The organism is Microbacterium tumbae (assembly GCF_054780175.1).
Window position 1 is genome coordinate 636,330 of sequence record NZ_BAAGWV010000002.1, and the last position, 26,003, is coordinate 662,332.

General features: G+C 70.0%; 26 protein-coding genes. 6 read left to right on the plus strand and 20 right to left on the minus strand.

The annotated features are described in order from the left end of the window. Positions 1–50: 50 nt before the first annotated feature. Both ACYVGQ_RS10400 and glgB read left to right on the plus strand, forming a co-directional pair. Positions 51–2,117 (plus strand): alpha-1,4-glucan--maltose-1-phosphate maltosyltransferase, encoded by a 2,067-nt coding sequence (locus ACYVGQ_RS10400; protein ID WP_460784546.1) that lies wholly within the window; start codon positions 51–53, stop codon positions 2,115–2,117. Beyond that, positions 2,114–4,321 (plus strand): 1,4-alpha-glucan branching protein GlgB, encoded by a 2,208-nt coding sequence (glgB, locus tag ACYVGQ_RS10405; RefSeq protein ID WP_460784547.1) that lies wholly within the window; start codon positions 2,114–2,116, stop codon positions 4,319–4,321. Before ACYVGQ_RS10400 ends, glgB begins: the two co-directional genes overlap by 4 nt. A gap of 79 nt (positions 4,322–4,400) precedes the next feature. On the opposite strand, the gene ACYVGQ_RS10410 is transcribed toward glgB, so the two are convergent. Both ACYVGQ_RS10410 and ACYVGQ_RS10415 read right to left on the minus strand, forming a co-directional pair. Further along, positions 4,401–5,330 carry a tetratricopeptide repeat protein gene (locus ACYVGQ_RS10410; RefSeq protein WP_460784548.1) on the minus strand — a complete coding sequence of 310 codons (930 nt, stop codon included), beginning with the start codon at positions 5,328–5,330 and terminating at the stop codon, positions 4,401–4,403. Continuing rightward, entirely contained in the window at positions 5,327–7,264 is a 1,938-nt protein-coding gene (locus ACYVGQ_RS10415) for a glycosyl transferase (RefSeq protein WP_460784549.1), read from the minus strand. Before ACYVGQ_RS10415 ends, ACYVGQ_RS10410 begins: the two co-directional genes overlap by 4 nt. Before the next feature lie 162 nt (positions 7,265–7,426). Here ACYVGQ_RS10415 and ACYVGQ_RS10420 point away from each other — a divergent pair, with 162 nt between their 5' ends. Continuing rightward, positions 7,427–8,479, plus strand: coding sequence for an AI-2E family transporter (locus tag ACYVGQ_RS10420; protein ID WP_460784550.1), 1,053 nt, complete (start codon positions 7,427–7,429; stop codon positions 8,477–8,479). On the opposite strand, the gene ACYVGQ_RS10425 is transcribed toward ACYVGQ_RS10420, so the two are convergent. The 9 genes from ACYVGQ_RS10425 to rpsB form a co-directional block, all read right to left on the minus strand. After that, a complete protein-coding gene (locus tag ACYVGQ_RS10425; protein WP_460784843.1) occupies positions 8,454–9,182 on the minus strand; it encodes an alpha/beta hydrolase in 729 nt (242 codons plus the stop codon). The genes ACYVGQ_RS10420 and ACYVGQ_RS10425 overlap by 26 nt on opposite strands. 2 nt (positions 9,183–9,184) lie before the next feature. Further along, the gene (locus ACYVGQ_RS10430; RefSeq protein ID WP_460784551.1) at positions 9,185–9,472 is read right to left on the minus strand and encodes a hypothetical protein; all 288 of its coding nucleotides are present in this window, start codon (positions 9,470–9,472) and stop codon (positions 9,185–9,187) included. 12 nt (positions 9,473–9,484) lie between these two features. Then, positions 9,485–10,174 carry an aggregation-promoting factor C-terminal-like domain-containing protein gene (locus ACYVGQ_RS10435; RefSeq protein WP_460784552.1) on the minus strand — a complete coding sequence of 230 codons (690 nt, stop codon included), beginning with the start codon at positions 10,172–10,174 and terminating at the stop codon, positions 9,485–9,487. A 47-nt stretch (positions 10,175–10,221) separates the two neighbouring features. After that, positions 10,222–10,812: a DivIVA domain-containing protein gene (locus ACYVGQ_RS10440; RefSeq protein ID WP_460784553.1), complete on the minus strand. Its 591-nt coding sequence runs from the start codon at positions 10,810–10,812 to the stop codon at positions 10,222–10,224. After that, a complete protein-coding gene (locus ACYVGQ_RS10445; RefSeq protein WP_460784554.1) occupies positions 10,812–11,954 on the minus strand; it encodes a phosphatidate cytidylyltransferase in 1,143 nt (380 codons plus the stop codon). The genes ACYVGQ_RS10440 and ACYVGQ_RS10445 overlap by 1 nt, the downstream gene beginning before the upstream one ends. A gap of 6 nt (positions 11,955–11,960) precedes the next feature. After that, positions 11,961–12,515, minus strand: a complete 555-nt coding sequence (gene frr / locus ACYVGQ_RS10450; protein ID WP_460784555.1) for a ribosome recycling factor — start codon at positions 12,513–12,515, stop codon at positions 11,961–11,963. A gap of 70 nt (positions 12,516–12,585) precedes the next feature. Further along, entirely contained in the window at positions 12,586–13,302 is a 717-nt protein-coding gene (pyrH, locus tag ACYVGQ_RS10455) for a UMP kinase (protein ID WP_460784556.1), read from the minus strand. Positions 13,303–13,393: 91 nt separating this feature from the next. Then, on the minus strand, positions 13,394–14,221 hold the full coding sequence (gene tsf, locus ACYVGQ_RS10460; RefSeq protein ID WP_460784557.1) for a translation elongation factor Ts: 828 nt from the start codon (positions 14,219–14,221) through the stop codon (positions 13,394–13,396). Positions 14,222–14,261: 40 nt separating this feature from the next. Continuing rightward, positions 14,262–15,224: a 30S ribosomal protein S2 gene (gene rpsB, locus ACYVGQ_RS10465; protein WP_460784558.1), complete on the minus strand. Its 963-nt coding sequence runs from the start codon at positions 15,222–15,224 to the stop codon at positions 14,262–14,264. Between the two features lie 296 nt (positions 15,225–15,520). Here rpsB and ACYVGQ_RS10470 point away from each other — a divergent pair, with 296 nt between their 5' ends. Beyond that, positions 15,521–16,060 carry a murein hydrolase activator EnvC family protein gene (locus ACYVGQ_RS10470; RefSeq protein ID WP_460784559.1) on the plus strand — a complete coding sequence of 180 codons (540 nt, stop codon included), beginning with the start codon at positions 15,521–15,523 and terminating at the stop codon, positions 16,058–16,060. A gap of 16 nt (positions 16,061–16,076) precedes the next feature. On the opposite strand, the gene ACYVGQ_RS10475 is transcribed toward ACYVGQ_RS10470, so the two are convergent. The 3 genes from ACYVGQ_RS10475 to ACYVGQ_RS10485 form a co-directional block, all read right to left on the minus strand. Next, a complete protein-coding gene (locus tag ACYVGQ_RS10475; RefSeq protein WP_460784560.1) occupies positions 16,077–16,979 on the minus strand; it encodes a tyrosine recombinase XerC in 903 nt (300 codons plus the stop codon). A 102-nt stretch (positions 16,980–17,081) separates the two neighbouring features. Further along, on the minus strand, positions 17,082–17,480 hold the full coding sequence (locus ACYVGQ_RS10480; protein ID WP_460784561.1) for a hypothetical protein: 399 nt from the start codon (positions 17,478–17,480) through the stop codon (positions 17,082–17,084). 101 nt (positions 17,481–17,581) lie between these two features. Continuing rightward, entirely contained in the window at positions 17,582–18,724 is a 1,143-nt protein-coding gene (locus ACYVGQ_RS10485; RefSeq protein ID WP_460784562.1) for a phosphotransferase, read from the minus strand. A 90-nt stretch (positions 18,725–18,814) separates the two neighbouring features. Between ACYVGQ_RS10485 and ACYVGQ_RS10490 the strand changes: the two genes are divergently transcribed. Then, a complete protein-coding gene (locus ACYVGQ_RS10490) occupies positions 18,815–20,335 on the plus strand; it encodes a sensor histidine kinase (protein ID WP_460784563.1) in 1,521 nt (506 codons plus the stop codon). A gap of 3 nt (positions 20,336–20,338) precedes the next feature. Further along, positions 20,339–20,995 (plus strand): response regulator transcription factor, encoded by a 657-nt coding sequence (locus ACYVGQ_RS10495; protein WP_460784564.1) that lies wholly within the window; start codon positions 20,339–20,341, stop codon positions 20,993–20,995. Here ACYVGQ_RS10495 and dprA read toward each other — a convergent pair. From dprA to lepB, 6 genes are all read right to left on the minus strand, one after another. Then, on the minus strand, positions 20,980–22,188 hold the full coding sequence (dprA, locus tag ACYVGQ_RS10500; RefSeq protein WP_460784565.1) for a DNA-processing protein DprA: 1,209 nt from the start codon (positions 22,186–22,188) through the stop codon (positions 20,980–20,982). The two genes, ACYVGQ_RS10495 and dprA, sit on opposite strands and share 16 nt — an antisense overlap. Further along, positions 22,185–23,714 carry a YifB family Mg chelatase-like AAA ATPase gene (locus ACYVGQ_RS10505; RefSeq protein ID WP_460784566.1) on the minus strand — a complete coding sequence of 510 codons (1,530 nt, stop codon included), beginning with the start codon at positions 23,712–23,714 and terminating at the stop codon, positions 22,185–22,187. Before ACYVGQ_RS10505 ends, dprA begins: the two co-directional genes overlap by 4 nt. Next, the gene (locus tag ACYVGQ_RS10510) at positions 23,711–24,076 is read right to left on the minus strand and encodes a YraN family protein (protein WP_460784567.1); all 366 of its coding nucleotides are present in this window, start codon (positions 24,074–24,076) and stop codon (positions 23,711–23,713) included. Before ACYVGQ_RS10510 ends, ACYVGQ_RS10505 begins: the two co-directional genes overlap by 4 nt. Before the next feature lie 104 nt (positions 24,077–24,180). Then, entirely contained in the window at positions 24,181–24,507 is a 327-nt protein-coding gene (locus ACYVGQ_RS10515) for a DUF2469 family protein (protein ID WP_452330091.1), read from the minus strand. Between the two features lie 58 nt (positions 24,508–24,565). Beyond that, entirely contained in the window at positions 24,566–25,228 is a 663-nt protein-coding gene (locus tag ACYVGQ_RS10520; RefSeq protein WP_460784844.1) for a ribonuclease HII, read from the minus strand. Next, positions 25,228–25,956: a signal peptidase I gene (gene lepB / locus ACYVGQ_RS10525; RefSeq protein WP_460784568.1), complete on the minus strand. Its 729-nt coding sequence runs from the start codon at positions 25,954–25,956 to the stop codon at positions 25,228–25,230. Before lepB ends, ACYVGQ_RS10520 begins: the two co-directional genes overlap by 1 nt. Positions 25,957–26,003: the final 47 nt, after the last annotated feature.

The following is a 26,003-nucleotide window of genomic DNA, read 5'->3' on the forward strand; positions in this document are numbered from 1 at the left end:
CGAAACGCAACCGGCTGTCCGCCGCCACAGCGGAGCGGTACATTCAGCATGTGGCTGCACGTACGCTCTCCCGCCCGGCGGACCTCCGGAGTCCTGCGCAGATCCCCGCACGGCCGCTGGCCGCGACCGGCGTCGCGGAAGGCGTGCGCACCGGGCGGATACCGCTGTCCGATCCGCGCCCCTCAGCGCCGGGCGGATTCGACGCCAAGGCGTTCGCCGGAGAGGTCGTCCCGTTCAGCGTCATCGCATTCCGGGAGGGGCATGATCGCATCGGCGTGCACGTCCGGCTCATCTCGCCGGACGGCGCGGAGAGCCTGCACCGGCTGACCGCTCTGGACGACGGCACCGATCGCTGGACGACCGGCATCGCGCTGGACGCGCAGGGGCCGTGGCTCTACCGCTTCGAGGCGTTCGCCGACGACTACGCGACCTGGGCGAACGCCGCGTCCGTGAAGATCGCCGCAGGCGTGGATGTGCCCGTCATGATCGCGCTCGGCGCGGAGCTCCTCACGAGAGCGGCGGCGGAGAAGGACCGGCCGGCGGCGCAGCGCAGACGGCTCGCCGCGCTCGCCCTGGAGACGACGGACGCAGATTCGGCTCTCGCAATCGCGCACAGCGGAGATGCCGCGGCGCTGTTCGCGGACAGGCCGCTGCGCTCGCTGTCCTCCGCCGCCCCCGAGCAGCGCCTCCTCGTGGAGCGCACCAGGGCCGGAGTCGGCGCGTGGTACGAGTTCTTCCCCCGGTCCGAGGGCGCGAGGCGCCGCAAGGACGGCACGACCACGAGCGGCACGTTCCGCTCCGCCATGAAGCGCCTCCCCGCGGTCGCGGACATGGGCTTCGATGTGCTGTACCTCCCGCCGATCCATCCGATCGGACGCACGAACCGCAAGGGGCCGAACAACACCCTCGACGCCGCGGACGCCGATCCCGGCTCACCGTGGGCCATCGGCTCCGCCGACGGCGGCCACGACGCCCTCCATCCGGATCTCGGCACCCTCGCCGACTTCCGCGCCTTCGTCAGGGCCGCGGGCAGGGCGGGCATCGAGATCGCCCTCGATCTCGCGCTGCAGGCCTCCCCCGACCATCCCTGGGTCGCCGAGCACCCGGAGTGGTTCACCACGCTGCCGGACGGCTCGATCGCCTACGCGGAGAACCCGCCGAAGAAGTATCAGGACATCTACCCGATCAACTTCGACAACGACCCGGAGGGGATCAGCGCCGAGGTTCTGCGGATCGTGCTGCACTGGATATCCCAGGGCGTGCGGATCTTCCGCGTCGACAACCCGCACACCAAGCCGCTGTGGTTCTGGGAGTGGCTGATCGCCGAGGTGAGCGCGCGGCATCCCGACGTCGTGTTCCTCGCCGAGGCCTTCACACGGCCCGCTCCGCTCCGCGGACTCGCCGCCGCGGGATTCCAGCAGAGCTACACCTACTTCACCTGGCGCAACACGAAGGCGGAGCTGGAGGAGTTCCTCACCTCGCTCGCCGCGGAGACCGCCGACTACCTGAGGCCGAACCTGTTCGTGAACACCCCGGACATCCTCACCGAGTACTTGCAGTTCGGCGGCAGATCCGCGTATCGCATCCGCGCGGCGATCGCGGCCACCGCCGGTCCCAGCTACGGCGTGTACGCCGGATACGAGCTCTATGAGAACGTGGCACGGCCGGGATCCGAGGAGAACATCGACAACGAGAAGTACGAGTACAAGGTGCGCGACTTCGCCGCGGCGGAGGCGGCGGGAGAATCGCTCGCACCGTACCTGCGGCGCCTGAACGAGATCCGCCGCGCCCACCCCGCCCTCCGGCAGCTGCGGAACCTCTCCGTGCACTGGAGCGACGACGACGGCGTGCTGGTGTACTCGAAGCATCTGGACGCCGCGTTCACGGGTACGGGAGAGGATGACACGATCATCGTCGTCGCCAACGTGGACCCGCACTCCGTGCGCGAGACGACCGTGCACCTCGACACCCGTGTGTGGGGTGTCGAACCCGGCGACCTGTTCGACGTCGAGGACCTCGTGACCGGGCAGGTGTGGACCTGGACGGATCACGACTACGTACGCCTCGACGCCTTCGCGGAGCCGGTGCACATCCTGGCGGTGAGGAGGCGGGCATGAGCTACATCGAGGACATCACGACCTCTCAGGAATGGGCGCAGGTCGCGACGGGATCGAACCACGAGCCCCATGCGATCCTCGGCGCGCATCCCCTGCCCGATGCCGCCGGACGCACCCGCACCACCGTCCGCGTCCGCCGCCCGCTCGCCCGCTCCGTCGCGATCGTCTTCGCGGACGGCGAGCGGCTCCGCCTGTCGCATGCCGCTCACGGCATATGGGAGGGCGCGCACGACGGGCCCGCTGTCCCCTACCGCGTCGCCACGACGTACGACGACCCGGAGGAGACGCTCGCCGGCGACCCCTACCGCCATCTGCCCACAGTGGGAGAGCTGGATCTGCATCTCATCGCCGAGGGAAGGCATGAACGCCTCTGGGACGTCCTCGGCGCCCATCCCCGTGCGCACGGCTCGGAGCTCGGCACGGCGTTCGCCGTCTGGGCGCCGAATGCGCAGGCCGTCCGCGTGGTCGGCGATCTCAACGGATGGGACGGCAGCGGACACGCGATGCGGTCGATGGGATCCAGCGGCATCTGGGAGCTCTTCGTTCCCGACGTCGCCATCGGCACGCATTACAAGTACGAGATCCTCACGCGCGACGGCCGGTGGATCCTCAAGGCCGACCCGATGGCGCAGGCGGCGCAGACCCCGCCGGAGACCGCCTCCGTCGTCACGGCATCCGCGTACACCTGGCAGGACGCCGCCTGGATGACGCGCAGAGCGGCCACGCACGCCGTGGCGCAGCCGATGGCGGTCTACGAGGTCCACCTGGGCTCCTGGCGGGGCGGGCTGAGCTATCGCGATGCCGCGGATCCGCTCATCGCGCACGTCACGGCCACCGGGTTCACCCATGTCGAGTTCATGCCGCTCGCCGAGCACCCCTTCGGCGGATCGTGGGGGTATCAGGTCAGCGGGTACTATGCGCCGACCAGCCGCTTCGGCTCGCCGGACGACCTTCGCCACCTCATCGACCGGCTGCACCAGGCCGGGATCGGGGTGATCCTGGACTGGGTGCCGGGCCACTTCCCGAAGGACGAGTTCGCGCTCGCGCGCTTCGACGGCCGCCCCCTCTACGAGCATCCGGACCCCCGTCGTGGCGAGCACCAGGACTGGGGAACGCTCATCTTCGACTACGGCCGTCCGGAGGTGCGCGGCTTCCTCGTCGCGAACGCGCTGTACTGGCTGGAGCAGTTCCACGTCGACGGCCTGCGCGTGGATGCGGTCGCCTCGATGCTGTACCTGGACTACTCCCGCAAGGACGGCGAATGGGAGCCCAACATCCACGGCGGCCGGGAGAATCTCGAGGCGATCCGGTTCCTGCAGGAGGTCAACGCCACCGCCTACCGGCTGCACCCAGGCATCCTGATGATCGCGGAGGAGTCCACCAGCTTCCCCGGCGTCACCGCCCCCACCGATCACGCAGGACTCGGCTTCGGGTTCAAGTGGAACATGGGGTGGATGAACGACTCGCTTCAGTACATCCAGCGCGATCCGATCCATCGCGCACACCACGAGGGCGAGATGACCTTCTCCTTCGTGTACGCGTTCGGCGAGAACTACGTCCTGCCCATCAGCCACGACGAGGTCGTGCACGGCAAGCGCAGCCTGGTGTCGAAGATGCCCGGCGACCACGCCCATCAGCTCGCGAGCACCCGCGCCTACCTGGCGTACATGTGGGGGCATCCGGGCAAGAAGCTGCTCTTCATGGGACAGGAGTTCGGTCAGCTCTCGGAGTGGTCGGAATCGCGGGAGCTGGAGTGGTGGCTGCTCGATCAGCCGGCGCATCGGCAGCTGCAGGACTTCGTCGGCGCGCTGAACGGGGTGTATCGCGCACAGGCGCCGCTGTGGGAGCGCGACGGCGACGCCTCCTCCTTCACGCGCCTCGGCGCACCGAGCTGGGACCCGACCGTGGTCGCGTTCGAGCGTCGCGATGCGCACGGCGGCCGCCTCGTCGTCGTCAGCAACTTCGCCGGCGTCACGCGGCACGCCCTCCCCCTCGCCTTCGGGGAGGAAGGCGTGTGGCAGGAGGTGCTGAACTCGGATGCGGGCGAGTATGGCGGCTACGGCGTCGGGAATCTGGGCATGGTCGTCGCCCGGCGCGAGACGGAGGAGGCCCCCGCGATCGCTCCGGTCACGCTGCCCGCGCTGTCGACGCTGTGGCTGCGACACCAGCCGTCCCCGCACGTCCCGACCGTCTCGCACGGCTGAACGCGTGCGCTCGCCCCTGTCGGTCCGACGCGGATGACCGCCCTCGGCCCGCCGTGCCGCTGCGCCGGACGGGCCCGCTCTAGAACAGCAGCGAAGCCAGACGCGTACGAGCGGCGGCCACCCGCGGGTCGGCATCGCCGATGAGGCCGAAGAGCTCGACGAGGCGCTCGCGCACCGGAGCGCGCTCCTCCGACGGCAGGCTCGCGAAGAGGTCGAGCAGTCGTCCGAACGCATCGTCGACGTGACCGCCGGCGATGTCGAGGTCGGCTACCGCGAACTGCGCCTGCGCATCCGTCGGCGCGGCCGCCGCTGCGGCACGGGCTTCCTGCAGATCGAGTCCTTGCACACGGTCGAGCAGCCGCACCTGCCCGAGGCCCGCACGGGCCTCGTCGTCACGCGGATTCTCCGCGAGCGCCTTCTCGTACGCCCTGATCGCCGCAGGGTAGTCGCCGTTCTCGATCGCCGTGAACGCCTCCGCGTGCAACGGCGGCAGAGCGGGCTCCTCGGCGGGCGCGGCCTCCGCCTCGCCCTCGATGGCGAGGGTTCCCGTCACGCCGTTCTGCGCGGCGAGCTGCAGCAGCTGCGCGAACACCTGGCGCACCTGCTCCTCGGGCACCGCGCCGGTGAACATCGGCACCGGCTGACCGGCCACGAGTGCGACCACCATGGGGATCGACTGCGCACGGAATCCCTGTGCGAGCTGCGGGTTCGCGTCCACGTCGACCTTCGCGAGCACGACGCGACCGGCCAGCTCCGTCGTGACCTTCTCGAGGATGGGGCTGAGCTGCTTGCACGGCCCGCACCACTCCGCCCAGAGGTCGACGACGACGGGGACGGTCCGCGAGAGCTCCAGGATCTCGCCGAACGTCGCGTCCGTCACATCGCGCACGAGCCCCTCGGACGCCTGCTCGGGCGCCTGCCCGGCGGGCTGGGCGGCGGGAGACGGACGGTTGCGCAGAGAGGAGAGGTCGACGGCCCCGCGCAGGGCCGATGCTGAGATATCGCTCACTTGATCACCTTCGCTCCGAGAATGTCCTGATGCACGGCGAGCAGTCGGATCTGCTCGCCGGATCCCTGGGTCGGCACCGCGAAGAACACCTGCAGGCTGTACGTCGCCGTCACGCCCTTGGCGGACTCCTCGACGCCGGTGAGAGCCTTGATCTCGGGGTTGTCCCCGAACCGGATCGCCGCGTCTCCGCTCGTGGGGGTGATCTTCTGCGTCTCGACGAAGGAGACCGCCACGATCGCGCCGCTGTCGAGCGTCGCCAGCGAGACCGGATCCTCATCGCTGGGGTCGATGCCGAACGCCGTCTTGGACGTCTCGGAGGCGTCGTTGTCCGCGAGGCTCTGGACGACCGCCTGACGGCTCTCCTGGATCGCGGTGGCGACCTCGAGCGCAGCATCGTCGAAGGAGTCGTACCAGGAGCTCTTCTCCCCGGCGTCCACCACGTCGGCGAAGGCGGCGGCGATCTCGCCGGGCGCGACGGTCAGGAAGGTCGAGTCCGGCGGCACCAGCGTCGTGCCCAGCCAGGCGGGGGCGACCTCCGGCAGTTCGACGGACGCGTGCATCTCGGCCATGTCGGTCACCTTGTAGTTCGACCACGGATCGGCCTGGGTCATCGTGAGGATGACCGGAGCGACGGAATCGTCGCCGGCGCTCTGCGAGAGCACGAGGACCGTGCGAGGCCAGCCGTCGTTCGCCTGCGGGAGCAGGATCTCGACATCGTCCGCGGGGATCGCAGCGGGAAGCGCGCGGTCGCTGAGCTTCTCCCGCAGGGTGTAGTCGGTCCGACGCGCCTCCAGCGCGATGCCGTCCAGGCGCGTCGCCGCGAGGTCGATGTCGAGGTCGGCGTCGGCGGATGCCAGCGTGTCGGAGATGCTCTGGAGGATGCGGGCGGCCTGCACCTCGGTAACGGCCGGCGGCTTCTGGTTCTCCGGGGCGATGACGGTGGGGGTGGGAGTAGGCGTCGCGGACTCCGCTCCGAACTGCGGCCAGGAATCGGCGGAGCAGCCCGTCATCACGACGGCGGCCAGCGCCAGCGCGGGAAGCGCAAGCCTGCGACGACGCAGGGCCGAGCGCTGAGCAGTGCCCGCGGAGCCCCGCCGCTCGTCGTCGGGCTTCTGCGTGGCAGGCCCGCCTGCCCCCGTCTCGTCCTCAGCCGGGTCGCTGTCGCTGTCCTTCGGAGCCTCGATGGCCTCGCGGTCGGCGGGAGCCTCGACGGAGAGGTCGATCGGCTCCGTGACCGGCAGGGGGCCGACGCCCTTGCGCCTCGGCCCCCTGCCGCGGCGCTGGTGACGGATCGCCAGGATGTAGAGCACGATGCCCACGGCGAGCACGGCGATCCCCGCCGCGACCAGCGGGCCCGCCAGCGGGGTGGAGTTGTCCAGAGGCCAGGACACCACGATGTCCTCCGGAGCGTCCTGTGCGCCGTCACGCGCCACCAGGAAGCTGGTCCCCTCAGGAAGCTGCGTGTCCGTGATGATCTGGTCCTGCTCGCTGAACGACGCGAGCCAGAGGTCGCTTCCCGCGGGATCCCGGCCTGCCGCCTCCTCGCCCTCGGCCGATGCGTCGTCGGCCGATGCGTCGTCGGCGGGCGGGGTCTCGGCCTCCTCCTCGACCGTCGCCTCGATCACCGCGGAGACGGGCTCGCCCTGCTCGTCCAGGGTGATCGAGTTGTAGTCCGCATCGGAGAGCCAGGCCTGGAGGTCGGCCGTCCGTCCGTACGCGGCGAAGAGGTCGCCGTGGCCGCGGATGATGAGAGTCTGCTGGCCGGCCTGGGTGCGCAGCACCGCGCTGTCGATGAGCGTGTACGCCTCCGGCTGAGAGGTCGTCAACGACATCTCCTGGGACGAGGGCCCGACGAACAGGGTCCTCTGGGCGATCCCCGCACCGATCAGGACCGTGGCCAGGACGAAGGCCACGACGGCCCATACGAAACGCACGAATAGTCTCCTTACGCGACCCGATCAGGTTCACGGATCATCGCTCGACATTTCAGACTATCGAAAGCACCTGAGTGTTGCCCAGGACGGCCCCGTCTGGGTCGATCCCCCGGCGGTTCTGGATACGCTTGCTCCACCCGCCACGTCGTCCAGGGAGCAGCCATGAAGGTCCACAACCCGTTCCGCACCGCGTTGATCGCGACGCTGGGCGTCGGACTCGGCATCCTCCTCATCAACAGCGTGCAGACGCTCTCGACCGTGCTGCTGTACATCGGCACGGCGCTGTTCATCAGCTTGGGCCTGGACCCGCTCATCTCCTGGCTGGAGCGCCGGAAGCTCCCCCGGTGGCTGGCCGTGATCATCACGATCGTCGCGGTGCTCGGCGTGTTCGCCGGCATCGTGCTGATCGTGCTGCCGATCATCATCTCCCAGGTGACCCAGCTTGTCGAGCAGATCACCGCCCTGGTCCAGAGCAGCAACGACATCTGGGGCGATCTGAGCACCTGGCTGGGCCAGCTCTTCCCCGCGCTGGACGTCGAACGCGTTCTGACCGAGGCCCAGAACTGGCTGCTCGCCAACGTCGGCAGCATCACCAACGGAGTGATCAACGCCAGCGTGGCCGTCGTGAACGGCCTGTTCGGCGCCTTCATCGTCCTCATCCTGACGATCTACCTCACGGCGTCCACCCCGTCGCTGAAGCGCTCGGTGTACCAGCTCGTGCCCGCCTCTCGCCGACCCCGGTTCATCGACCTCGCCGACCAGATCACCGACTCCGTCGGCTACTACGTCATGGGCCAGGTGTCCCTCGGAGTGATCAACGGCATCCTCAGTGCGATCTACCTGAGCATCATCAAGGCGCCGTTCCCCGCCGTGCTGGCGGTCGTGGCGTTCTTCTTCTCCCTGATCCCGCTGGTGGGCACGCTCACCGGGTCGGCGATCATCGTGCTGACGTGCCTCATCCCCGGGCTCGGATCGCCTGCGACGGCCATCGCCGCCGGCATCTACTACCTGATCTACATGCAGATCGAGGCCTACGTCATCTCACCGCGCATCATGAGCCGCGCCGTCGCCGTGCCCGGAGCCGTCGTCGTCGTCGCCGCCCTCGCCGGCGGATCGCTGCTGGGCCTGCTGGGCGCGCTCATCGCGATCCCGGTGGCGGCCAGCATCCTGATCATCTACCGGCAGGTGCTCATTCCGCGGATGAACGAGAGATAGGCCACCGTTCGGGCAGCGGAAGCGCCGCGGGGTTCACCGCGGCGACGATCTCCGTGAGCACCCGACGGGTCTGGTTCTCGCCGACCCAGAGGTGCTTGCCGCCCTCGACAGGGATGAGCACGGCCTGCGGAATCGAGGCGAAGCGTTCGCGGGCCTCCTCCGGGCGCAGATAGTCGTCGAGCTCCGGGATGACGGCGATCACCCTGCGCGGATCGTCCGCCCACGCCGCGACCTCCGCATCCGTCGTCCTGTGCAGCGGCGGTGACAGCAGGATGGCGCCGACCACATCGTGCTCGCGGCCGTACTTCAGGGCGAGCTCGGTGCCGAAGGACCACCCCAGCAGCCACGGTGCCGGAAGGGCGTTCGCGGCGACGAAGTCCATCGCCGCGGCGACGTCGAGACGTTCGCCCGCGCCGCCGTCGAAACGGCCTTCGCTCGTGCCGCGCGGAGAGCTGGTGCCGCGCGTGTTGAAGCGCAGCACGGCGAGGTCGGCCAGGGCCGGCAGGCGGGCGGCCGCCTTGCGGATGATGTGCGAGTCCATGAAGCCGCCGGCGGTGGGCAGCGGATGCAGCGTGACGAGCGTCGCGACCGGATCCCTGGACTCCGGAAGCGCCAGCTCCCCCACCAGCCGGAGGCCGTCCGCCGTGTGCAGCTCGATGTCGCTTCGCCGTGCGGGCAGCTCGAGCGGTCCGCGGATCTCCATCGTCATCCGATCCTCCAGCAGTGCGTGTGCCAATGGCGGCGCGCAGCGAGATCCGCGCCGTCGCCCAGAACCCCGTCCGCCCGCCAGGCGACCAGATGAGCCGTCCCGGGCACGATCAGTCGCCCGCATCCAGGGCAGGTGTACTCCTTGACCGCTTGAACCGCGGACACGGGTTGCACGACCCACTCCTGGCCACGGCGCGTCTCCGTACGCTTCCAGCCCGCGAGCAGGCGGTCGAAGGATTCGTCGGCGTCCGAGCGCTCCGGACGCCGCCTACGCGAGCGTGGCATGGCCGATCGGATTCACCACCAGTGGTGGCTCTGCCAGAAGTTGTAGGCGCCGCCCCAGCTCCCGTAACGACCCACGGCGTAGCCGTTGCCCCAGCGCAGGTTGTCGACCGGGTTGTAGCCGTTGCCAGGCACCTTGCTGCATGGAAGCGCCTGGACCAGGCCGCAGGCCCCGGACGACGAGTTCGTCGCATTCGGGTTCCAGCCGCTCTCCCGGGAGACGATGTAGTCGACGTAGCCCCAGTCGCTCTCGGCGATGCCTGCCGCGGCCATCCATTCCGCGGGCGAGCCGCCGCCGGTGTACCTCGGGCGGCTTCCCGAGCTCGACCCGGACCCGGAGGAGGACGAGGCGACCTCCGGTTCCGGTGGTGGCGGGGTGACGTACACGTCGTAGGCACCGCGCTCCACCGGCGCGAAGGACGAGCCCTCGACCGTGACGGTCAGATCCTGCGAGTCCTCCGCCGCAAGGGAGAACACGGTCTGAGCCTCGGCGGTCTCGACGGGATCGGCCAGCGCGATGCCGGTCGGCGCTACGATCGCAGCGGCGAAGCCCACGACGGCCACCGAGGCGAACACGCCGACGACGCCGCGCCGACGGGACCATCGCGCACGCGGCGCGGCAGATGCTCCGGGAGCCGAGAGCCGCGCGACGGGCTTCGGGTCGTCACCGGTCTCGATCAGATCATTGTCGTGGGATGAACTCACAATAGGCACAGTCTAGCCAGAGCTTGCTGAGGACGCCATGAGAACACTCAGCGCACGGCGAGCATGACCTCGATCGTGGCATCCAGCAGCGCGTCCACCTGCTCCTCGCGGTACCCTCGTCGCTGCATGCGGAAGGCGGCCGAACGCAGCTGCTCCACCGAGAGCTCGTCGCCGTCGCGCAGGTAGCGCACGATCCGGCGGGCGACGTGATCGACCTCGTCGACCCGGTAGCCGAAGGTGAGGAGCCCCGTTCTGGCGAAGCGCTGACGTCGAGGACGCGCGAGGTGGTCGAGGATGAGCTGCGCCTGCTCACGGGCCTGCTCGACCCATACGGCCGCGCCCTCCGAACGCACCACGCGCTGACGGGCGCGAGCGGCGAAGGCGTCCTCGATGCGCCCGAGCGCCGCATCGACCTCCGCGACGTCGTAGCCGTGCTTGACGAGCGGGAACGACGCCATGCGCACCTCCGACGCGGACAGGGCGTCGTCGTCGCGCTCGAAGGTGTCCTTGGCCGCGGACAGGAACGTGTCCACCGCGGCAGGATGGTAGCCGCGCGTGCGCCCCGTCGTCAGCGTGAACGCCGACGGCGGGGGTCCGGTCTCCTCTGTCGTCACGTCCACCACCGTATCCGAAGTCATCAGAGCACCGCCCAGGGTGAGAGCAGGAAGTACAGGAACAGCGCGGGGATGGTCGAGGGAAGGATGCTGTCGAGACGGTCGAGCAGACCTCCGTGACCGGGCAGCCAGGAGCTCATGTCCTTGATGCCGATGTCGCGCTTGAGCATGGACTCGCCGAGGTCGCCGAGCGTCGCGGACAGGAGCACGGCCGCTCCGAGGACGGCCCCGGCCCACCAGGGCATCTCCAGCAGGTACAGCGCGAGCAGGACGCCGGCTCCGACGGCGGCGATCGCGCCGCCGGCGAATCCCTCCCAGGTCTTCTTCGGGCTGATCCTCGGGGCCATCGGATGCCGTCCGAAGGCCAGGCCGCTCGCGTACGCGCCGGTGTCGGCCGCCACGGCGATCGCGATGAAGCCGAGCACCCACCATTGGCCGCCCTCCTGCGCGAGCAGGATCAGGGCGATGCTCGCCAGGAACGGGACGTACACCTGGACGAAGCCGCCGACGACGACATCGCCGAGCACGTCGCCGTAGGTGCGGCCGTCCTTGGCGATCATCTGCGCGAGCAGCCGCCACACGATGACGAAGGACACCGAGACGAACAGCACGACCCAGCACAGCCAGGACTCGGCGAAGTACCCGGTCAGCACGAGCAGCGCCCCGGCGATCAGCTGGGGGACGATGTCGACCCGGCGGCCGGCGCCGCGCAGAGCGAGCGAGAGCTCGTAGACGCCCAGGAGAGCCGCCGCGAGGGCGATGGGCACGAAGAGCCATTTGATGAAGATCAGCGAGCTCAGCAGGACGGCGCCGAATGCCACGCCGATGAGGATCGCCACCACGAGATCACGACCGGTGCGCTGCTTGATGCGCTCATTGGCCTGATCGAGCTGGTCGCGGGCGTGCGACACCTTGCTGTCGAAGTGGTCGCGCGCATGCGACACCCGGCTGTCCAGTTCATCGCGCGCCAGTCGCCACTGCTCGCGGATCGCGCTGTGCTCCCCCGTCGACATGCCGTCCTCGGGGAGAGGCGGCCGCGGCGGCACCCGATCGACGTCGAACTCCGGGAACGCGGAATCGTCGAGCGGCGCCGGGGATGCGGCGCGATCCCGCTCGGGCCCGAACGGCGAGCCGTCGCCCCCGAGGCGTCCCGTGTCGTCAGTCATCCGTGCTCACACCTCGAGCAGTTCAGCCTCTTTGCGCTTCAGCGCCTCGTCGATGAGGTCGACGTGCTGACGCGTCAGGGCATCCAGTTCCTTCTCGCCGCGGGCGATCTCGTCCTCTCCGACCTCGGACTTCAGCGCGTCGAGCTCGTCCTTGGCCTTGCGGCGGATGCCGCGGACATGGACCTTCGCATCCTCGCCCTTGGAACGGACCAGCTTGACGTATTCCTTGCGTCGTTCCTCGGTCAGCTCCGGCATGGTGACGCGCACGATGTTGCCGTCGTTCGAGGGGTTCGCGCCGAGATTCGGCATGTCGCGGATCGCCTGCTCGATCGCCTTCAGCGCCGACTTGTCGTACGGCGTGACGATGAGCGAGCGCGCCTCGGGGTTCGCGAGCGACGCGAGCTGCGCGAGCGGAGTCGGCGAGCCGTAGTAGTCCACGAGGACCTTCTGGAACAGCTGCGGGTTCGCCCGCCCGGTGCGCACGGTGGCGAAGTCCTCCTTCGCGGCCTCGACCGCCCTGGTCATCCGGGTGGTGGTTTCTGCGAGGACGTCCGCGATCACGGCGACTCCAATCGTCTGGGGTGTTCTGGCAATTCTATCCGGGCCGGGCCGCCCGTATCGGGCGGGACTCTCAGGCGGTGACGAGCGTGCCGATCGTCTCGCCGAGCAGCGCCCTGGTGATGTTGCCCGCGGGCTCCATGCCGAACACGCGCATGTCCATGTTGTTGTCCATGCAGAGGCTGAACGCGGTCGAGTCGACGACCTTGAGCCCCTTCTGGAGGGCCTCGCGATAGGTGACGCGGTCGATCCGGGTGGCCGTCGCGTCCTTGTTCGGGTCGGACGTGTAGATCGCATCGACGCCGTTCTTGGCGACGAGCACCTCCTGCGCGCCGATCTCCAGGGCGCGCTGTGCGGCGACCGTGTCGGTGGAGAAGTACGGCAGGCCTGCTCCGGCGCCGAAGATCACGACCCTGCCCTTCTCCATGTGGCGCTCGGCGCGGCGCGGGATGTAGGGCTCTGCGACCTGCGTCATGGCGATGGCGGACTGCACGCGCGTGGCGGCGCCGGCCTGCTCGAGGAAGTCCTGCAGGGCGAGGGCGTTCATCACGGTGCCCAGCATGCCCATGTAGTCGGCGCGTCCGCGGTCCATGCCGCGCTGGCTCAGCTCGGCGCCGCGGAAGAAGTTCCCGCCGCCGACGACGACGGCGATCTCGACCTCGGAGGTGGCCGCGGCGATCTCGCGGGCGATCTGGCTGACGACGTCGGGGTTGACGCCGAGTTGCCCGGCGCCGAACGCCTCTCCGGAGAGCTTGAGAAGGACGCGACGGCGTCCGGTGCGTTCGGTCATGGGTGGATCCTCTCGTCCCGAATCAAGATAGTGCCTTCTGGGCATGAAGAAGGGGTTCGGACCCTGCTGGATCCGAACCCCTCCGACGGTCTTAAGCGCCGACCTTGAAGCGCGCGAAGTCCGTCACGGCGATGCCGGCGTCCTGCGCGACCTTCGCCACGGACAGCTTGTTGTCCTTGGCGTAGTCCTGCTCGAGCAGGGCGACCTGCTTGATGAACGCGGTGACGCGGCCCTCGACGATCTTCGGCAGGGCGGCCTCCGGCTTGCCCTCGTTGCGGGAGATCTCGGTGACGATCTCGCGCTCCTTCTCGACGTCCGCCGCCGGCACGTCCTCGCGGGACAGGTACGACGGGTTCGCGAACGAGATGTGCTGCGCGATGCTGCGCGCGGTCTCGGCGTCGTCTCCCGAATAGGCGACGACGACGCCGATCTGCGGCGGCAGGTCCTTGCTGGTGCGGTGCAGGTAGACCTCGAAGCGGTCGCCCGACAGCGTGCGGACGCGACGCAGCTCGACCTTCTCGCCGATGATGGCGGCCTCGTCGGCGATCAGCTGCTCGACGGTCTGCCCGTCGGCGTCCGCTGCGAGAGCGGCCTCGACGGAATCGGCCTTCACGGCGGCGGCCGCATCGGCGACCTTGTCGGCCAGCGCGATGAAGCGCGCGTTCTTCGCGACGAAGTCGGTCTCGCAGGCGAGCTCGACGAGCGTGACGGCGCCCTCCTGCTCGCGGGCGGCGATCAGTCCCTCGCTGGTGGAACGGTCAGCGCGCTTGGCGTTGCCCTTCGCTCCCTTCAGGCGGAGGATCTCGACGGCCTTCTCGACGTTGCCGTCGGCCTCCTCGAGCGCCTTCTTGGTGTCGACCATTCCCGTGCCGAGCTGCTCACGCAGCGCCTTGATGTCGGCGATGGTGAAGTTGGCCATGTGTGGTGGCTCCTTGCTTCGTGATGTTGTGTTCGCGGGATTACTTGGCGTCTGCGACGTCGGCGGCCTCCGCCGGAGCCTCGGTCGCCTCTGCGGCCGGAGCCTCGGTCTCGGCGACGGGGGCATCGGCGACCTCGGCCTCGGCGGCCGGAGCCTCAGCGACCTCGGCCTCGGCGGCCGGAGCCTCAGCGACCTCGGCCTCGGCGGCCGGAGCCTCGACGGCCTCGACGGGAGCCTCAGCGCCCTCGGCCGGAGCCTCGAGGAGCTCGCGCTCCCACTCGGCCAGCGGCTCGGCCTCGCCCGACTCCGGGTTGTGCTTCTGCTGCAGGCCCTCGGCGGCGGCGTCCGCGATGATGCGGGTGAGCAGCGAGACGGAGCGGATCGCGTCGTCGTTGCCGGGGATCGGGTACTGGAAGTCGTCCGGGTCGGCGTTCGTGTCGAGGATGCCGATCACCGGGATGCCGAGCTTCTTGGCCTCGTCGATGGCGAGGTGCTCGCGCTTGGCGTCGACGACCCACAGCGCCGAAGGGGTCTTCGTCAGGTTGCGGATGCCGCCGAGCGACTTGTGCAGCTTGTCCAGCTCGCGCTTCTTGAGCAGGAGCTCCTTCTTGGTGAATCCCGAGGCGGCCGGGTTCTCGTAGTCGAGCTCCTCGAGCTCCTTCATGCGGGCCAGGCGCTTCGCGATGGTGGAGAAGTTCGTGAGGAGACCGCCGAGCCAGCGCTGGTTCACGAAGGGCTGGCCGACGCGGGTGGCCTGCTCGGCGAGGACCTCCTGGGCCTGCTTCTTGGTGCCGACGAAGAGGATGGTGCCGCCGTGCGCGACCGTCTCCTTGACGAAGTCGTAGGCCTTGTCGATGTAGGACAGGGACTGCTGCAGGTCGATGATGTGGATGCCGCTACGCTCCGTGAGGATGAAGCGCTTCACCTTCGGGTTCCACCGACGGGTCTGGTGTCCGAAGTGCACGCCGCTGTCGAGCAGCTGGCGGATGGTGACCACAGCCATGGTCGTCTCCTTGTTCTGGCGCGTGGCGCCCTTGAGGTTGTGTCGCCGACCGGTCGATCGGCAGTCCTGGTGCCCGGCGCACGCCCGCCTGCCGACGAAGGCAGGACCTGTGGGAGTGGATGCCGCGACCGGAGTCGCTCTGGGCACGCGTAGTCACCCCGATTCCGAGGTGCTCGTCCAGTGTACAGGATCGCGCGAGCGGGAATCCTCCTGCACAGGTGCATCTCCGGACGAGTCGTCCCCATGCGCCGGCTTCTCGTCGCCGGCCGTTCCTGCGCGGCATCGAGTATGGACGTATGAGACTTCCGAGGTTCCCGCTCCGCCGCGTGTTCGCTACCGTCCTGCTGTGCTGCGCCCTGCTCGCGGGGAGCGGACCCGCCGCCGCCGCGGCCCCGGCGGCATCCGACGGTCGGGAGCGCGGGGACTGGCTGTGGCCGGTGGAGGGGCGTCGCGAGGTGCGGGAGCCCTTCCGGGCGCCCGCCGACGAGTACGCCGCAGGTCATCGCGGAATGGACATCGCGGCTTCCGTCGGCGGCGAGGTGCGCGCTCCCGCGGACGGCGTGGTCGCGTTTCGCGGAGTGGTCGTCGACCGGCCGCTCCTCACGATCGATCACGGCGCAGGGATCGTCGCCACCTTCGAGCCGCTGGAGTCGTCCCTCTCCCCCGGCGACGTCGTCGCGGCGGGTGAGGTCATCGGCGCCGTCGCGGTCGGCGGGCACTCCGACGCGGGCGCCCTGCACGTGGGCGTCCGGCTCCACGGGGTCTACATCGACCCGCGGCTGCTGTTCGGCGGTGCGGCCAGAGCCGTCCTGCTGCCCTGCTGCGCGCCGTTGTGACGTCTGCTGCGGGAACTCAGGCCCGAGGATGCGCCAGCCGGTAGGTGGCCGTGAGGCGCTCGGTGGAGACGTGCGTGTAGATCTGAGTGGTGCCCAGGCTCGCGTGCCCGAGGATCTCCTGCACCGCCCGCAGGTCGGCGCCGCCGTCGAGGAGGTGCGTCGCCGCGGAGTGCCGCAGCGCGTGCGGCCCGACGTTGTCCGCTCCGACGACGGGACCGAGCGCGGACGCGACCAGCCCGTACACCGTGCGAGGTCCGATCCGTGCCCCGCGGGCGCCGAGGAAGACTGCAGGGGACGGAGCCTGCGCCCGCCGCGCCAGGACGCCCCGGGCTCGTGTCAGATACGCGCCGATCGCGTCGCGCGCCGGCGCTCCGTACGGCACGACCCGTTCTTTGGACCCCTTGCCGAGCACGCGGGCTGTGGCGCGATCCTGGTCGAGATCGTCGACGTCGAGACCGCACAGCTCCGACACGCGGATCCCTGAGCCGTAGAGCAGCTCGAGGATCGCGTGGTCGCGCAGAGCGACCGGGTCGCCGTCGGCGGCGGCGAGGCGACGCCCGTCGAGCAGATCGCGCATGCCGTCCTTCGAGGCGACGGCCGGCAGGGTCCTCCCGCGCTTCGGGCTGACGAGCCGCAGGCTGGGGTCGACGGAGATGAGCTCCTCGTCCTTCGCCCAGGAGAAGAACGAACGCGCCGCGGCCGAGCGCCGCGCCAGCGTGCTTCGCGCATCCCCCCTCCGCGTCGCGGCCCACAGCCACTCGCGCAGATCCTCCAGCTCGATCCCGCCGAGGGGCTTCCCGCCCGCCGACGCCGCGAGATCGCCCAGATCGGAACGATAGGCGCGCACCGTCGCCGGAGAGAGCCGCCGCACCTGTGCGAGGTGGACGGCGAACGCCTCGATCGCCGCGGAGAGCTCCATGGCTCCATGGTGCCGCCTGCCCGCCGTCCCGGGTCTGCGCCTCGCCGGAGACACGACCGCGCCTCCCTTCGCGAACGAGGGAGGCGCGATCGTGCACTCTCGTCAGCGCGACGGCGCCGACGCCGCGGATGCGGGCGTCGTGGGGCTGGCTGCGCTCGGGGGCGTGACGGGGCTCGGCGGGGTGGCCGGGCTCGGCGGCGTCTTCGGGGACGGGGCCGTCGTCGGGGAGGGAGCCGTCTGCGGCGTCACCGCGGTCGCCGGGGTGGGGACGGTGGCCGCCGAGGGGGCGGTCACGACCGTCACTGACGAGTTCGTCTGCTGAAGCTGCACCGTGGCGGTGTCCAGGACGTTGCCGCGGTTGGTCACGGCGCCGCCGGGGACGACGGTTCCCTCCGTGGTGTGCAGATCCATCGTGCTCGCGGTCGCCGCGGCGCCACCGGCGACGACGCCGAGGCCGACCAGACCGGTCACGCCGTAGGCGATCCATTTCTTCGTACTCATGTCGAGCTCCTGATCTTCGTGCGATCGACGCTTCATCGATCGTGTGATTCCAGCTTCGCGACCGCGGCTAAGCCCGCTCGAAAGCAGCGGTGAGAGCGTTCTTATCCGGCATCCGATGACGCCTCCCCGCCTTCGAGGATGCGCGCGGCTGCGTCCAGGAAGGAGTCTTCGCCCTCCTCGTCACCGGCGACGCGAGCCGCGATGGCGTGTCCAAGGAGGTGCACCGCCGTGTACGGCCGTACGGCCCGGTCGTCCCCCCATCGGCCGAGCGCCGCGTCGGCGAGATCCCGGATCCGCGCGGTGTGCGGCGGCGGTGTCAGGCGTGCGCTGGCGATGGCATGGGCGAGGAAGGCCGCCGTGTCCTCCGCCGCCGCGCCGCGTCCGAGGGTGTCGACGTCGATGAAACCGGAGATCCTGCCCTCGGTCAGGAAGAGCTGACCGTAGTGGAGGTCGCCGTGCACGACGACGGGCTCGGACTCGGGCAGGTCCTCGATCGCCGAGCCGACGCGCCTCAGCAGCGCGGATGCGCGTGCATCGTCGCGGAGTCGCCCTGCGTACCATCCCAGCCGCGTGGCGATGGGCCGGGTCCGCTCCGACCATGGCGTCCGGCCGATCCGCTCGCGCAGCGCGTCCGTCTCGTCGAGCAGGGTGACGGGCTCCCACACGACATCCGCCGCCGGGGCGCCGATCGCGCTGTCCAGGACGATGAGGCCCTCCTCGGCCCAGCCGCGAAGACGCGGGAGCGGCAGGCCCGCGGTCGCGCAGGCCTCGTGCGCGCGAACGATCCTTGCCACGCGGCGTGGACGCACGACCTTGATCCAGGTGATGCCGGACATCGTCGGCACGCGGAGCACCGCACGCCGACCAGGTCGGTACCCCACCATCTCCGCAGACCCGGCCGTCTCGATGCCGAGCCGGTGCAGGAGGATCTCCAGCGAGTGCGCGAAGGCTGTCGCCGGCAACGCGGGCAGATGGGGATCGGCGGGATGCGGCCAGATCCTGGTCCGCGTCACGCCGTCCTCGTCGACCAGCGCGAGCCCCGTCTCCTCGGAGACCGCCAGCGCCGAGGTGTCGAGATAGTGGATCTGCTCGGCGCCCGGCCGGCCGACGGCGAAGCCGGAGACGCTGCCGGAGCCCAGCGGCTCGCCGCTGATCATCCTGGCCTCGTCCACGGCCAGGGCCTCGCGCACGAGCGCGGCGTCGGCATCCGGCGCGGTTCGAGCGATGACAGCGGGATCGGGCACCCTTCGATTGCACCACTTTCGGCACGGGAATTGGGTGAGACATCTCTTAGGGAGGCGGTGCCGCCGACCGCCCACGGCGATACTGGAGGGATGATCGAGTCCCCGCACGACCGTCCGCGGCGCCGACGGCTCGCGGTGTCCGTGCGCACCCGCATCGTCGCCACGATCACGGCCGTGACGGCGCTGGGCCTTCTCGCGGTGGGTCTCTCGGTCTACTTCGTGGAGCGTCAGGGGAATCTCGAGCAGGTCGACTCGCGTCTGCACGCGAACCTGGAGTCGGCGCGCTTCATCGTCGCGGAGGGCGACGCCACGGTGTCCGGCAGCGCGCAGCGTCAGCCGTGGAGCTCCTCGACCGATGCGCTGCGCGCGGTCGTCGAGCGGATGAGCCCGGACGACAACACCGGGGCGCTCGGGATGCTCGACGGGAAGATCAGCATGGTGCCGGGCATGAGCCTGGACCTGGACCTGAGCGGCGCGACGGATTTCGCGGCTTTCATCCATGCGCAGATGGACGCCGGCGAGCCTCTCATCGGGACGTACGCCGAGGACGGCGTGATCTGGCGCTATCTCGCCGCGCCGATCGAGGTGGCCGACTCCCCGGCGCCGACGGATGCGGTGTTCGTCCTCGTCTACGACGTGAAGGCCGAGCTCGCCGAGTTCGACGGCGCCGCGCGCGTCTTCGCGCTGGTCTCCGCGATCGTGGTGCTCGTCGTCGCCGCGACGGGAACGATCGTCGCGACGCGTCTGCTGCGTCCCCTGCGACACATGCGCGAGACGGCCCTGCGCGTGTCGGCCCAGTCGCTGGAGGAGCGCATCCCGGTCGTGGGCGACGACGACGTGGCAGAGCTCGCATCGACGATGAACGACATGCTCGACCGGCTCGACGACGCCCTGGACTCGCAGCGCCGGCTGCTCAGCGACGTCGGCCACGAGCTGAAGACGCCTCTCACGATCGTGCGCGGTCATGTCGAGGTGATGGATCCGGAGAACGCGGAGGACGCCCGTGAGACGCAGTCGCTGGTGATGGACGAGCTCGACCGGATGGGCCGGCTCGTCCAGGACCTCGCCGGCGCCGCGGCCCTCCACGGCCCCACTCCGGTGCAGCTCGCTCCGGTCGACGTCGCCGACCTCGTCGAGCAGATCGCACGGAAGGCGCGGGGCATCGTCGGTGCGGACGTGACGGTCGTCTCGACCGCGCAGGCCGTCGCGCTCCTGGACGCGGGGCGCATCACGCAGGCGATGCTCCAGCTCGCACAGAACGCCACGACCCACGGCGGCGGACGGCTCGAGATCGGTAGCAGAGCCGATTCCGACCGGGTGGAGCTCTGGGTGCGCGATTTCGGCCCAGGGGTGCCGGACGAGGCGAAGGAGCGCGTCTTCGATCGCTTCCACCGCGGTCCGGGCTCCGAGTCCAGCGCGGGAAGCGGGCTGGGGCTCAACATCGTCCAGGTGATCGCGAGGGCGCATCAGGGCGCCGTCGATGTGACGGATGCGCCGGACGGAGGCGCCGTGTTCACCCTGCGGATCCCCCGGCGCATCGTCGACGCGCATGATCGCACGGACGGTCTCGTCATCCCTCCGCGCCCGCCCCTTCCTGCAGAGAGGATGTGACGGATGGCCTCCATCCTCATCGCCGACGACGAATCCCGCATCTCGGGGTTCATCGACAAGGGCCTGCGCGCGGCCGGCTTCGCCACTCGTGTCGCCGCCACGGGCCCCGAGGCTCTGGAGCTGGCGCTCAGCGACGAGTTCGACCTGATGGTGCTGGACATCAACCTGCCGGGATTCGACGGATTCCATGTGCTCGACCAGTTGAGGGGATCCGGCTCGAGGCTGCCCGTCATCATGCTCACGGCGCGCGTGGAGCTGCACGACACCATCGCGGGACTCGAGGGAGGCGCCGACGACTATCTCGGCAAGCCGTTCCGGTTCGACGAGCTGCTCGCCAGGATCCGCCTCCGCATGCGGCGTGAGGAAACGGGTGCGACGAACGATTTCGTGCACGGCGACCTGCATCTGGACGTCCGAAGCAGGAGGGCGAGGATCGGCGATCATGCGGTCGAGCTCTCCGCGAGGGAGTTCGCCCTGGCGGAAGAGCTCATCCGGCATGCGGGCCAGGTGCTCAGCCGCGAGCAGCTGCTCAGCCGCGTCTGGGGCTACGACTTCGACCCCGGATCGAATGTGGCCGATGTGTACATCGGCTATCTGCGGCAGAAGATCGGCACCGAGCGGATCGAGACCGTCCGCGGTGTCGGCTACCGGCTGGTCTGACTCCGCCGCACCCAGCCGTTCTCGCGCCGCCCCGCCACTCCTTCCAGCTCCAGCACTCCGAGGAGCGAGCGGATGCGATCGACCGACATGCCGGCGCGCCGCGCGAGCTGCTCCGCATCGAGCGCCGTTCGCGAGCTCATGGCGTCCAGGAGCCGTGTGACGTCCGGATCCGTGCGTGGGCCGGACGACGGCTCGATCCCGGACGCGTCGCCCCACAGCTCTCGCACCTCGGCCGCGGAGGTGACGCAGCGCGCGTCGTACTCCCGCAGCAGCCGATGGCAGCCGGCGGAGGCCGCGGACGAGATCGGCCCCGGCACCGCGCCGAGCGGACGGCCCAGCGCCGCGGCGTGCCCCGCGGTGTTCAGCGAGCCGCTGCGGACGCCGGCCTCCACGACGACCGTCGCGTCGCCGAGCGCGGCGATGAGCCTGTTGCGGCTGAGGAACCTCCACTTCGTCGGCGCGGTGCCGCATGGCACCTCGGAGACGACCGCTCCGGTGCCGACGATGCGCTCGAACAGCTGGTGGTGCCCCATCGGATACGGACGGTCGACTCCTCCGGCGAGGAAGGCGACCGTGCTCCCCCCGACCGCGAGCGCCGCACGATGCGCCGCGCCGTCGATCCCATAGGCGCCACCCGACACGATCACGACCCCGGCGGCGGCGAGGTCTCCGGCGATCTCCGCAGTGGCCTGCTCGCCGTAGCTGCTCGATGCACGCGCTCCGACGATCGACGCTCGAGGTCGCCCGGTCAGCTGCTGCGGATCGCCGCGCACCCAGAGCAGCACGGGAGCATGGGGGCCGAGATCGTCGAGTCCCGGCGGCCAGCCGGAGTCTCCGGGCAGGACAAGCCTGGCCCCCGCTGCGGAGGCAGAGCTCAACGCCGTCCGCACGGCGTCCGCTCCGGCTCGGGGTCGCCAGCGCTCACGCCCCTCGCGCAGCATGCGCTGCCCCATTGCTCCTCCGAGACTCTCGACCGCCTTCGCCTCGGCGCCGGGATGCGGCGCCGAGGCGAAGGCGGTGACGAGCGCCTGCACCGGCCCCATGGCCTCGATGAGGGCTCCGGCCACGCCGTCTCCCGGCTCCGCCACGACGGACCAGGCGGCCCGCGCGATCGCGGCATCGGGGTCCTCCGGCCCGTGCAGACGCCGCACCAGCATGCGCAGGCCCCTGTCCGCGCGCAGCACCTCGATCATGCGATGAGTCCTCTCTTCAGGAACAGCGCCCTGCCGATCTCGTCCGCCCCTGGCCGGTCCCGACCTGCGAGATCGGCCAGCGACCACGCGAGCCTCAGCACGCGGTCGTATCCGCGGAGGGTCAGCGCTCCGCGCTCCAGCGCCCTGTCCAGCGGCGCGCGGATCGCCCCCTCCAGCCGCAGCGTCCCCTGTCGCAGCCACGTGCCGGGAACCTCGCTGTTCATACGCCACGGCGTGCCCCTCCAGCGAAGGGCGGCACGCTCTCTCGCCATCGCCACGCGCTCGCGTGCCTGCGCGGATGTCATCGCGCTGTGCTCGTCCGCCGTCGCCCGCGCCGCGGCCACCCTCGCGATCGGGAGTTCGATGTCGATCCGGTCGCGCAGCGGGCCCGAGAGCCGCATGGCGTACCGCCGGATCGCGAGCGACGGGCACGTGCACTCCGCGCCGCGAACGCCGTAGTTGCCGCACGGGCAGGGGTTCATCGCGAGGATCAGCTGGAACCGCGCGGGGAAGCGCGCGGTGAATCCGGCCCGCTGGATGTCGATCATCCCGGATTCCAGAGGCTGTCTCAGGGCATCGAGCGCACTCCTGTTGAACTCGGCAGCCTCATCGAGGAAGAGGAGACCGCGATGAGCGCGCACGATCGCGCCGGGACGCACCGTGCGCGAGCCTCCGCCCACCAGCGCCATCGCGGAGGCGCTGTGATGCGGCGCCTCCAACGGCGGCACACGATCCAGCGCGACGACACCGCGCCCCGAGAGCGAGCGGATCGACGCGACCTCGAGCGCCTCCTGCTCGGTCAGTGCGGGAAGTATCCCCGGCAGGCGCCGCGCGAGCATCGTCTTGCCCGCTCCCGGAGGACCGCTCATCAGGAGATGGTGTCCGCCGGCCGCCGCGGCGATGAGCGCCTCCACGGCCTCCTCCTGGCCGATCACCTCCGAGAGATCCAGCTCGGGCCGCTGCTCGTCCTCGGCGGCCGTCGCCTCGATCGGCTCGACCTCAGGCACCTCGACGTCCGCTCCATGCCAGGCGGCGACCTCCGCGAGGGTCGTGGCCGCTCGCACCTCGACATCGCCGACCAACCGGGCCTCGTCGGCGTTGGCGTACGGCACGACCACGCTCTCGAAGCCCGCGCGCTGCGCGGCGTACACGGCGGGGAGGACGCCGGGAACGGGGCGCAGTCTCCCGTCGAGTCCCAGTTCTCCGATGTGGACCGTCTTCGCGATCGATGAGGAGCTCAGCGCTCCGCTCGTCGCGAGCGCCGCCGTCGCGACCGCCAGGTCGAATCCGGAGCCCTGCTTGGGAAGGCTCGCCGGCGAGAGATTGACGGTCAGGCGCCGGGCCGGCAGCTCGAGCCCTGCGTTCTTGCACGCGTTGTGCACACGCTGCGTCGCCTCGCCGAGGGACTTGTCCGGCAGGCCGATGATGCGGAAGTCCGGCCGCTGGTTCGACAGGTCGGCCTCGACCTCGACGATGTGACCGTCGACTCCGGTGAGCGCGACCGCCCACGTGCGCACCGCGGTCATCGCAGATCCACCAGATGCTCCAGCGTCCCGCTCTCGGGATCGGCTCCGATGATCCCGATCGCCTCCAGTCGCACTCGCGAGTGGCTCGTCGTGCCGGGATGCTCTTCGATCCAGGCGTGCGCGAGACGCCACAGCCGCCGGATCTTGCGTTCGTCCAGCGCCTCGAAGGGATGTCCATAGCGGGCCGAGGAGCGCGTCTTGACCTCGACGACGCACAGGCGTGTCGTCGCATCAGCCGCGACGATGTCGATCTCGCCGAGCGCGCAACGCCAGTTGCGGTCGAGGATCTCGTATCCGATCGATTCGAGATGCCGGACCGCACGGTCCTCACCCGCCCTGCCGAGGTCGTCCTTCGCTGCCATGCCGACAGCATCCCGAACACGGAGGGAGGCATGCGCTGCGAGAACCCGCGGAATCTACGGGCGCGGTGCGCTGATCTCGAGAAAACCCTCCTGTGGAGGACGAGTCACTTGCCGTCGAGCGACAGCTCCTCCGGGAGCTCGAACTCCCGCCGCTGCAGCTCTTCGACGTTGACGTCCTTGAAAGTGAGCACCCGGACGGCCTTCACGAAGCGATCGGCCCGGTAGATGTCCCAGACCCAGACGTCGCTCATCGAGATCTCGAAGTAGAAGTCGTGCTCCGTGTCGCGACGCACGACGTTCACCTCGTTCGCGAGATAGAACCGGCGCTCCGTCTCGACGACGTACTGGAACTGCTGCACGACGTCGCGATACTCGCGGAACAGCGCGAGCTCGAGTTCGCGGTCGTAGTCGTCGAAGGCTTCCTCATCCATGATTCCTCCATCCTACGAGGCGAACGGGGCCGCGGCTGCCGCCGGGGAGCGAGCACCTCTAGAAGAGCGTCGGCGCCGCGTCTCCGATGGCCCAGGACGCCCGGTGGAACGGCGAGAGGCCCGATTCGCGGATGGCGGTGCGGTGCTCCGCGCTCGCGTAGCCCTTGTTCCGATTCCATTGATAGACCGGATGCTCGTCGTGCAGGCGCGTCATCAGGTCGTCCCTTGCGACCTTGGCGATCACGGAGGCGACGGACACCGAGGCGCAGTCCCGGTCCGCCTTGATCACGGGACGCACGCGCAGCGGCGAAGGGTGCACGGCGGAGACGTAGTCGTGATTGCCGTCCAGCAGCACCAGAGCCCTCTCCACGGCGACGCCCTGCTCGACGACCCCGAGCAGGGCGCGGGAGGCGGCGAGGCCGAGCGCCCGCATGATGCCCACCTCGTCGACCTCGGCGGCCGATGCCCAGCCGACGGCGGAGGCCGGCACCCACGCCGCCGCGCGAGCGGCCACGTCCGGCCTGCGCCGTTCGGGGACGAGCTTGGAGTCCCGCAGCCCGTCCGGGATGCGCCGCCGCGCTCCCCTGGCGTCGATCGCGGCCGCGCCGACCGCGACGGGGCCGGCCAGCGCGCCCCGTCCGACCTCGTCGAGGGCGACGACGAGCTCATGCTCCTTGAGAAGCGCCCGCTCCAGGCGCAGCGTCGGCACGGTGACGGCCATCATCGTGCGTCGGGAACTCCGTTGAACACGTCGTGATGCCCGTCGATGGCGCCGAGACGGCTCAGCGGCCAGGTCGTGAGGAAGGCCTTGCCGACCACGTTCTCCAACGGGACGAAGCCGCCGCCGGGCAGATCCTGATGGGCGCGCGCATCCTGGGAGCGGTTGCGGTTGTCGCCGAGCAGCCAGAGCGAATCCTCCGGAACCGTGACGTCGAAGGGCTCCTCGGAGGCGAGCGTGCTCCCCTCCGGCAGGTTCAGATAGGCGAGCTCGTCGATGGGCGCATCGTTGACGGTGATCTGCCCGAGCTCGTTGCAGCACACGACGTGGTCGCCAGGAAGGCCGATGATGCGCTTGACGAGATGGTCCTGCGAATCGGAGGCGGAGATCCCGATGAACGTCAGCACCGCGTCGACGGCTTCGAGGAGCGGCGGCTGCGGCGGCTCCTCGACCGCCGGAGGGAGCCATCCGCCCGGATCCTGGAACACGATGACGTCGCCGCGTTCGTAACCCGTCCAGCGCGGAGTCAGCTCATCGACGAGGATCCGGTCGTCGACGAGCAGCGTCTGCTCCATCGAACCGGACGGGATGTAGAAGGAGCGCACCACGAAGGTCTTCACGAGGAAGGAGACCAGGGCCGCGATCAGCACGATGACGACGACGTCCCGGAGGAAGATCAGGAAGCCACGCCGCTTCTTCAGCACCGGTGCGGGGGTGGACTCAGTCGACATCTCATTCCTTCACGGGGATACATGCCGCGCAGGCGGCACACTCAAGG

Coding starts and splice junctions, on each gene's coding strand:
- ACYVGQ_RS10520 (WP_460784844.1), bottom strand. CDS start 25,228: ATGGCCGTCACCGTGCCGACGCTGCGCCTGGAGCGGGCGCTTCTCAAG.
- ACYVGQ_RS10425 (WP_460784843.1), bottom strand. CDS start 9,182: ATGGAGATCCGCGGACCGCTCGAGCTGCCCGCACGGCGAAGCGACATC.
- ACYVGQ_RS10505 (WP_460784566.1), bottom strand. CDS start 23,714: ATGACCGCGGTGCGCACGTGGGCGGTCGCGCTCACCGGAGTCGACGGT.
- tsf (WP_460784557.1), bottom strand. CDS start 14,221: ATGGCCAACTTCACCATCGCCGACATCAAGGCGCTGCGTGAGCAGCTC.
- lepB (WP_460784568.1), bottom strand. CDS start 25,956: ATGTCGACTGAGTCCACCCCCGCACCGGTGCTGAAGAAGCGGCGTGGC.
- ACYVGQ_RS10480 (WP_460784561.1), bottom strand. CDS start 17,480: ATGAGTACGAAGAAATGGATCGCCTACGGCGTGACCGGTCTGGTCGGC.
- ACYVGQ_RS10515 (WP_452330091.1), bottom strand. CDS start 24,507: ATGGATGAGGAAGCCTTCGACGACTACGACCGCGAACTCGAGCTCGCG.
- ACYVGQ_RS10490 (WP_460784563.1), top strand. CDS start 18,815: ATGATCGAGTCCCCGCACGACCGTCCGCGGCGCCGACGGCTCGCGGTG.
- glgB (WP_460784547.1), top strand. CDS start 2,114: ATGAGCTACATCGAGGACATCACGACCTCTCAGGAATGGGCGCAGGTC.
- dprA (WP_460784565.1), bottom strand. CDS start 22,188: ATGATCGAGGTGCTGCGCGCGGACAGGGGCCTGCGCATGCTGGTGCGG.
- ACYVGQ_RS10510 (WP_460784567.1), bottom strand. CDS start 24,076: ATGGCAGCGAAGGACGACCTCGGCAGGGCGGGTGAGGACCGTGCGGTC.
- pyrH (WP_460784556.1), bottom strand. CDS start 13,302: ATGACCGAACGCACCGGACGCCGTCGCGTCCTTCTCAAGCTCTCCGGA.
- ACYVGQ_RS10445 (WP_460784554.1), bottom strand. CDS start 11,954: ATGACTGACGACACGGGACGCCTCGGGGGCGACGGCTCGCCGTTCGGG.
- ACYVGQ_RS10420 (WP_460784550.1), top strand. CDS start 7,427: ATGAAGGTCCACAACCCGTTCCGCACCGCGTTGATCGCGACGCTGGGC.
- ACYVGQ_RS10470 (WP_460784559.1), top strand. CDS start 15,521: ATGAGACTTCCGAGGTTCCCGCTCCGCCGCGTGTTCGCTACCGTCCTG.
- rpsB (WP_460784558.1), bottom strand. CDS start 15,224: ATGGCTGTGGTCACCATCCGCCAGCTGCTCGACAGCGGCGTGCACTTC.
- ACYVGQ_RS10475 (WP_460784560.1), bottom strand. CDS start 16,979: ATGGAGCTCTCCGCGGCGATCGAGGCGTTCGCCGTCCACCTCGCACAG.
- ACYVGQ_RS10440 (WP_460784553.1), bottom strand. CDS start 10,812: ATGACTTCGGATACGGTGGTGGACGTGACGACAGAGGAGACCGGACCC.
- ACYVGQ_RS10495 (WP_460784564.1), top strand. CDS start 20,339: ATGGCCTCCATCCTCATCGCCGACGACGAATCCCGCATCTCGGGGTTC.
- ACYVGQ_RS10430 (WP_460784551.1), bottom strand. CDS start 9,472: ATGCCACGCTCGCGTAGGCGGCGTCCGGAGCGCTCGGACGCCGACGAA.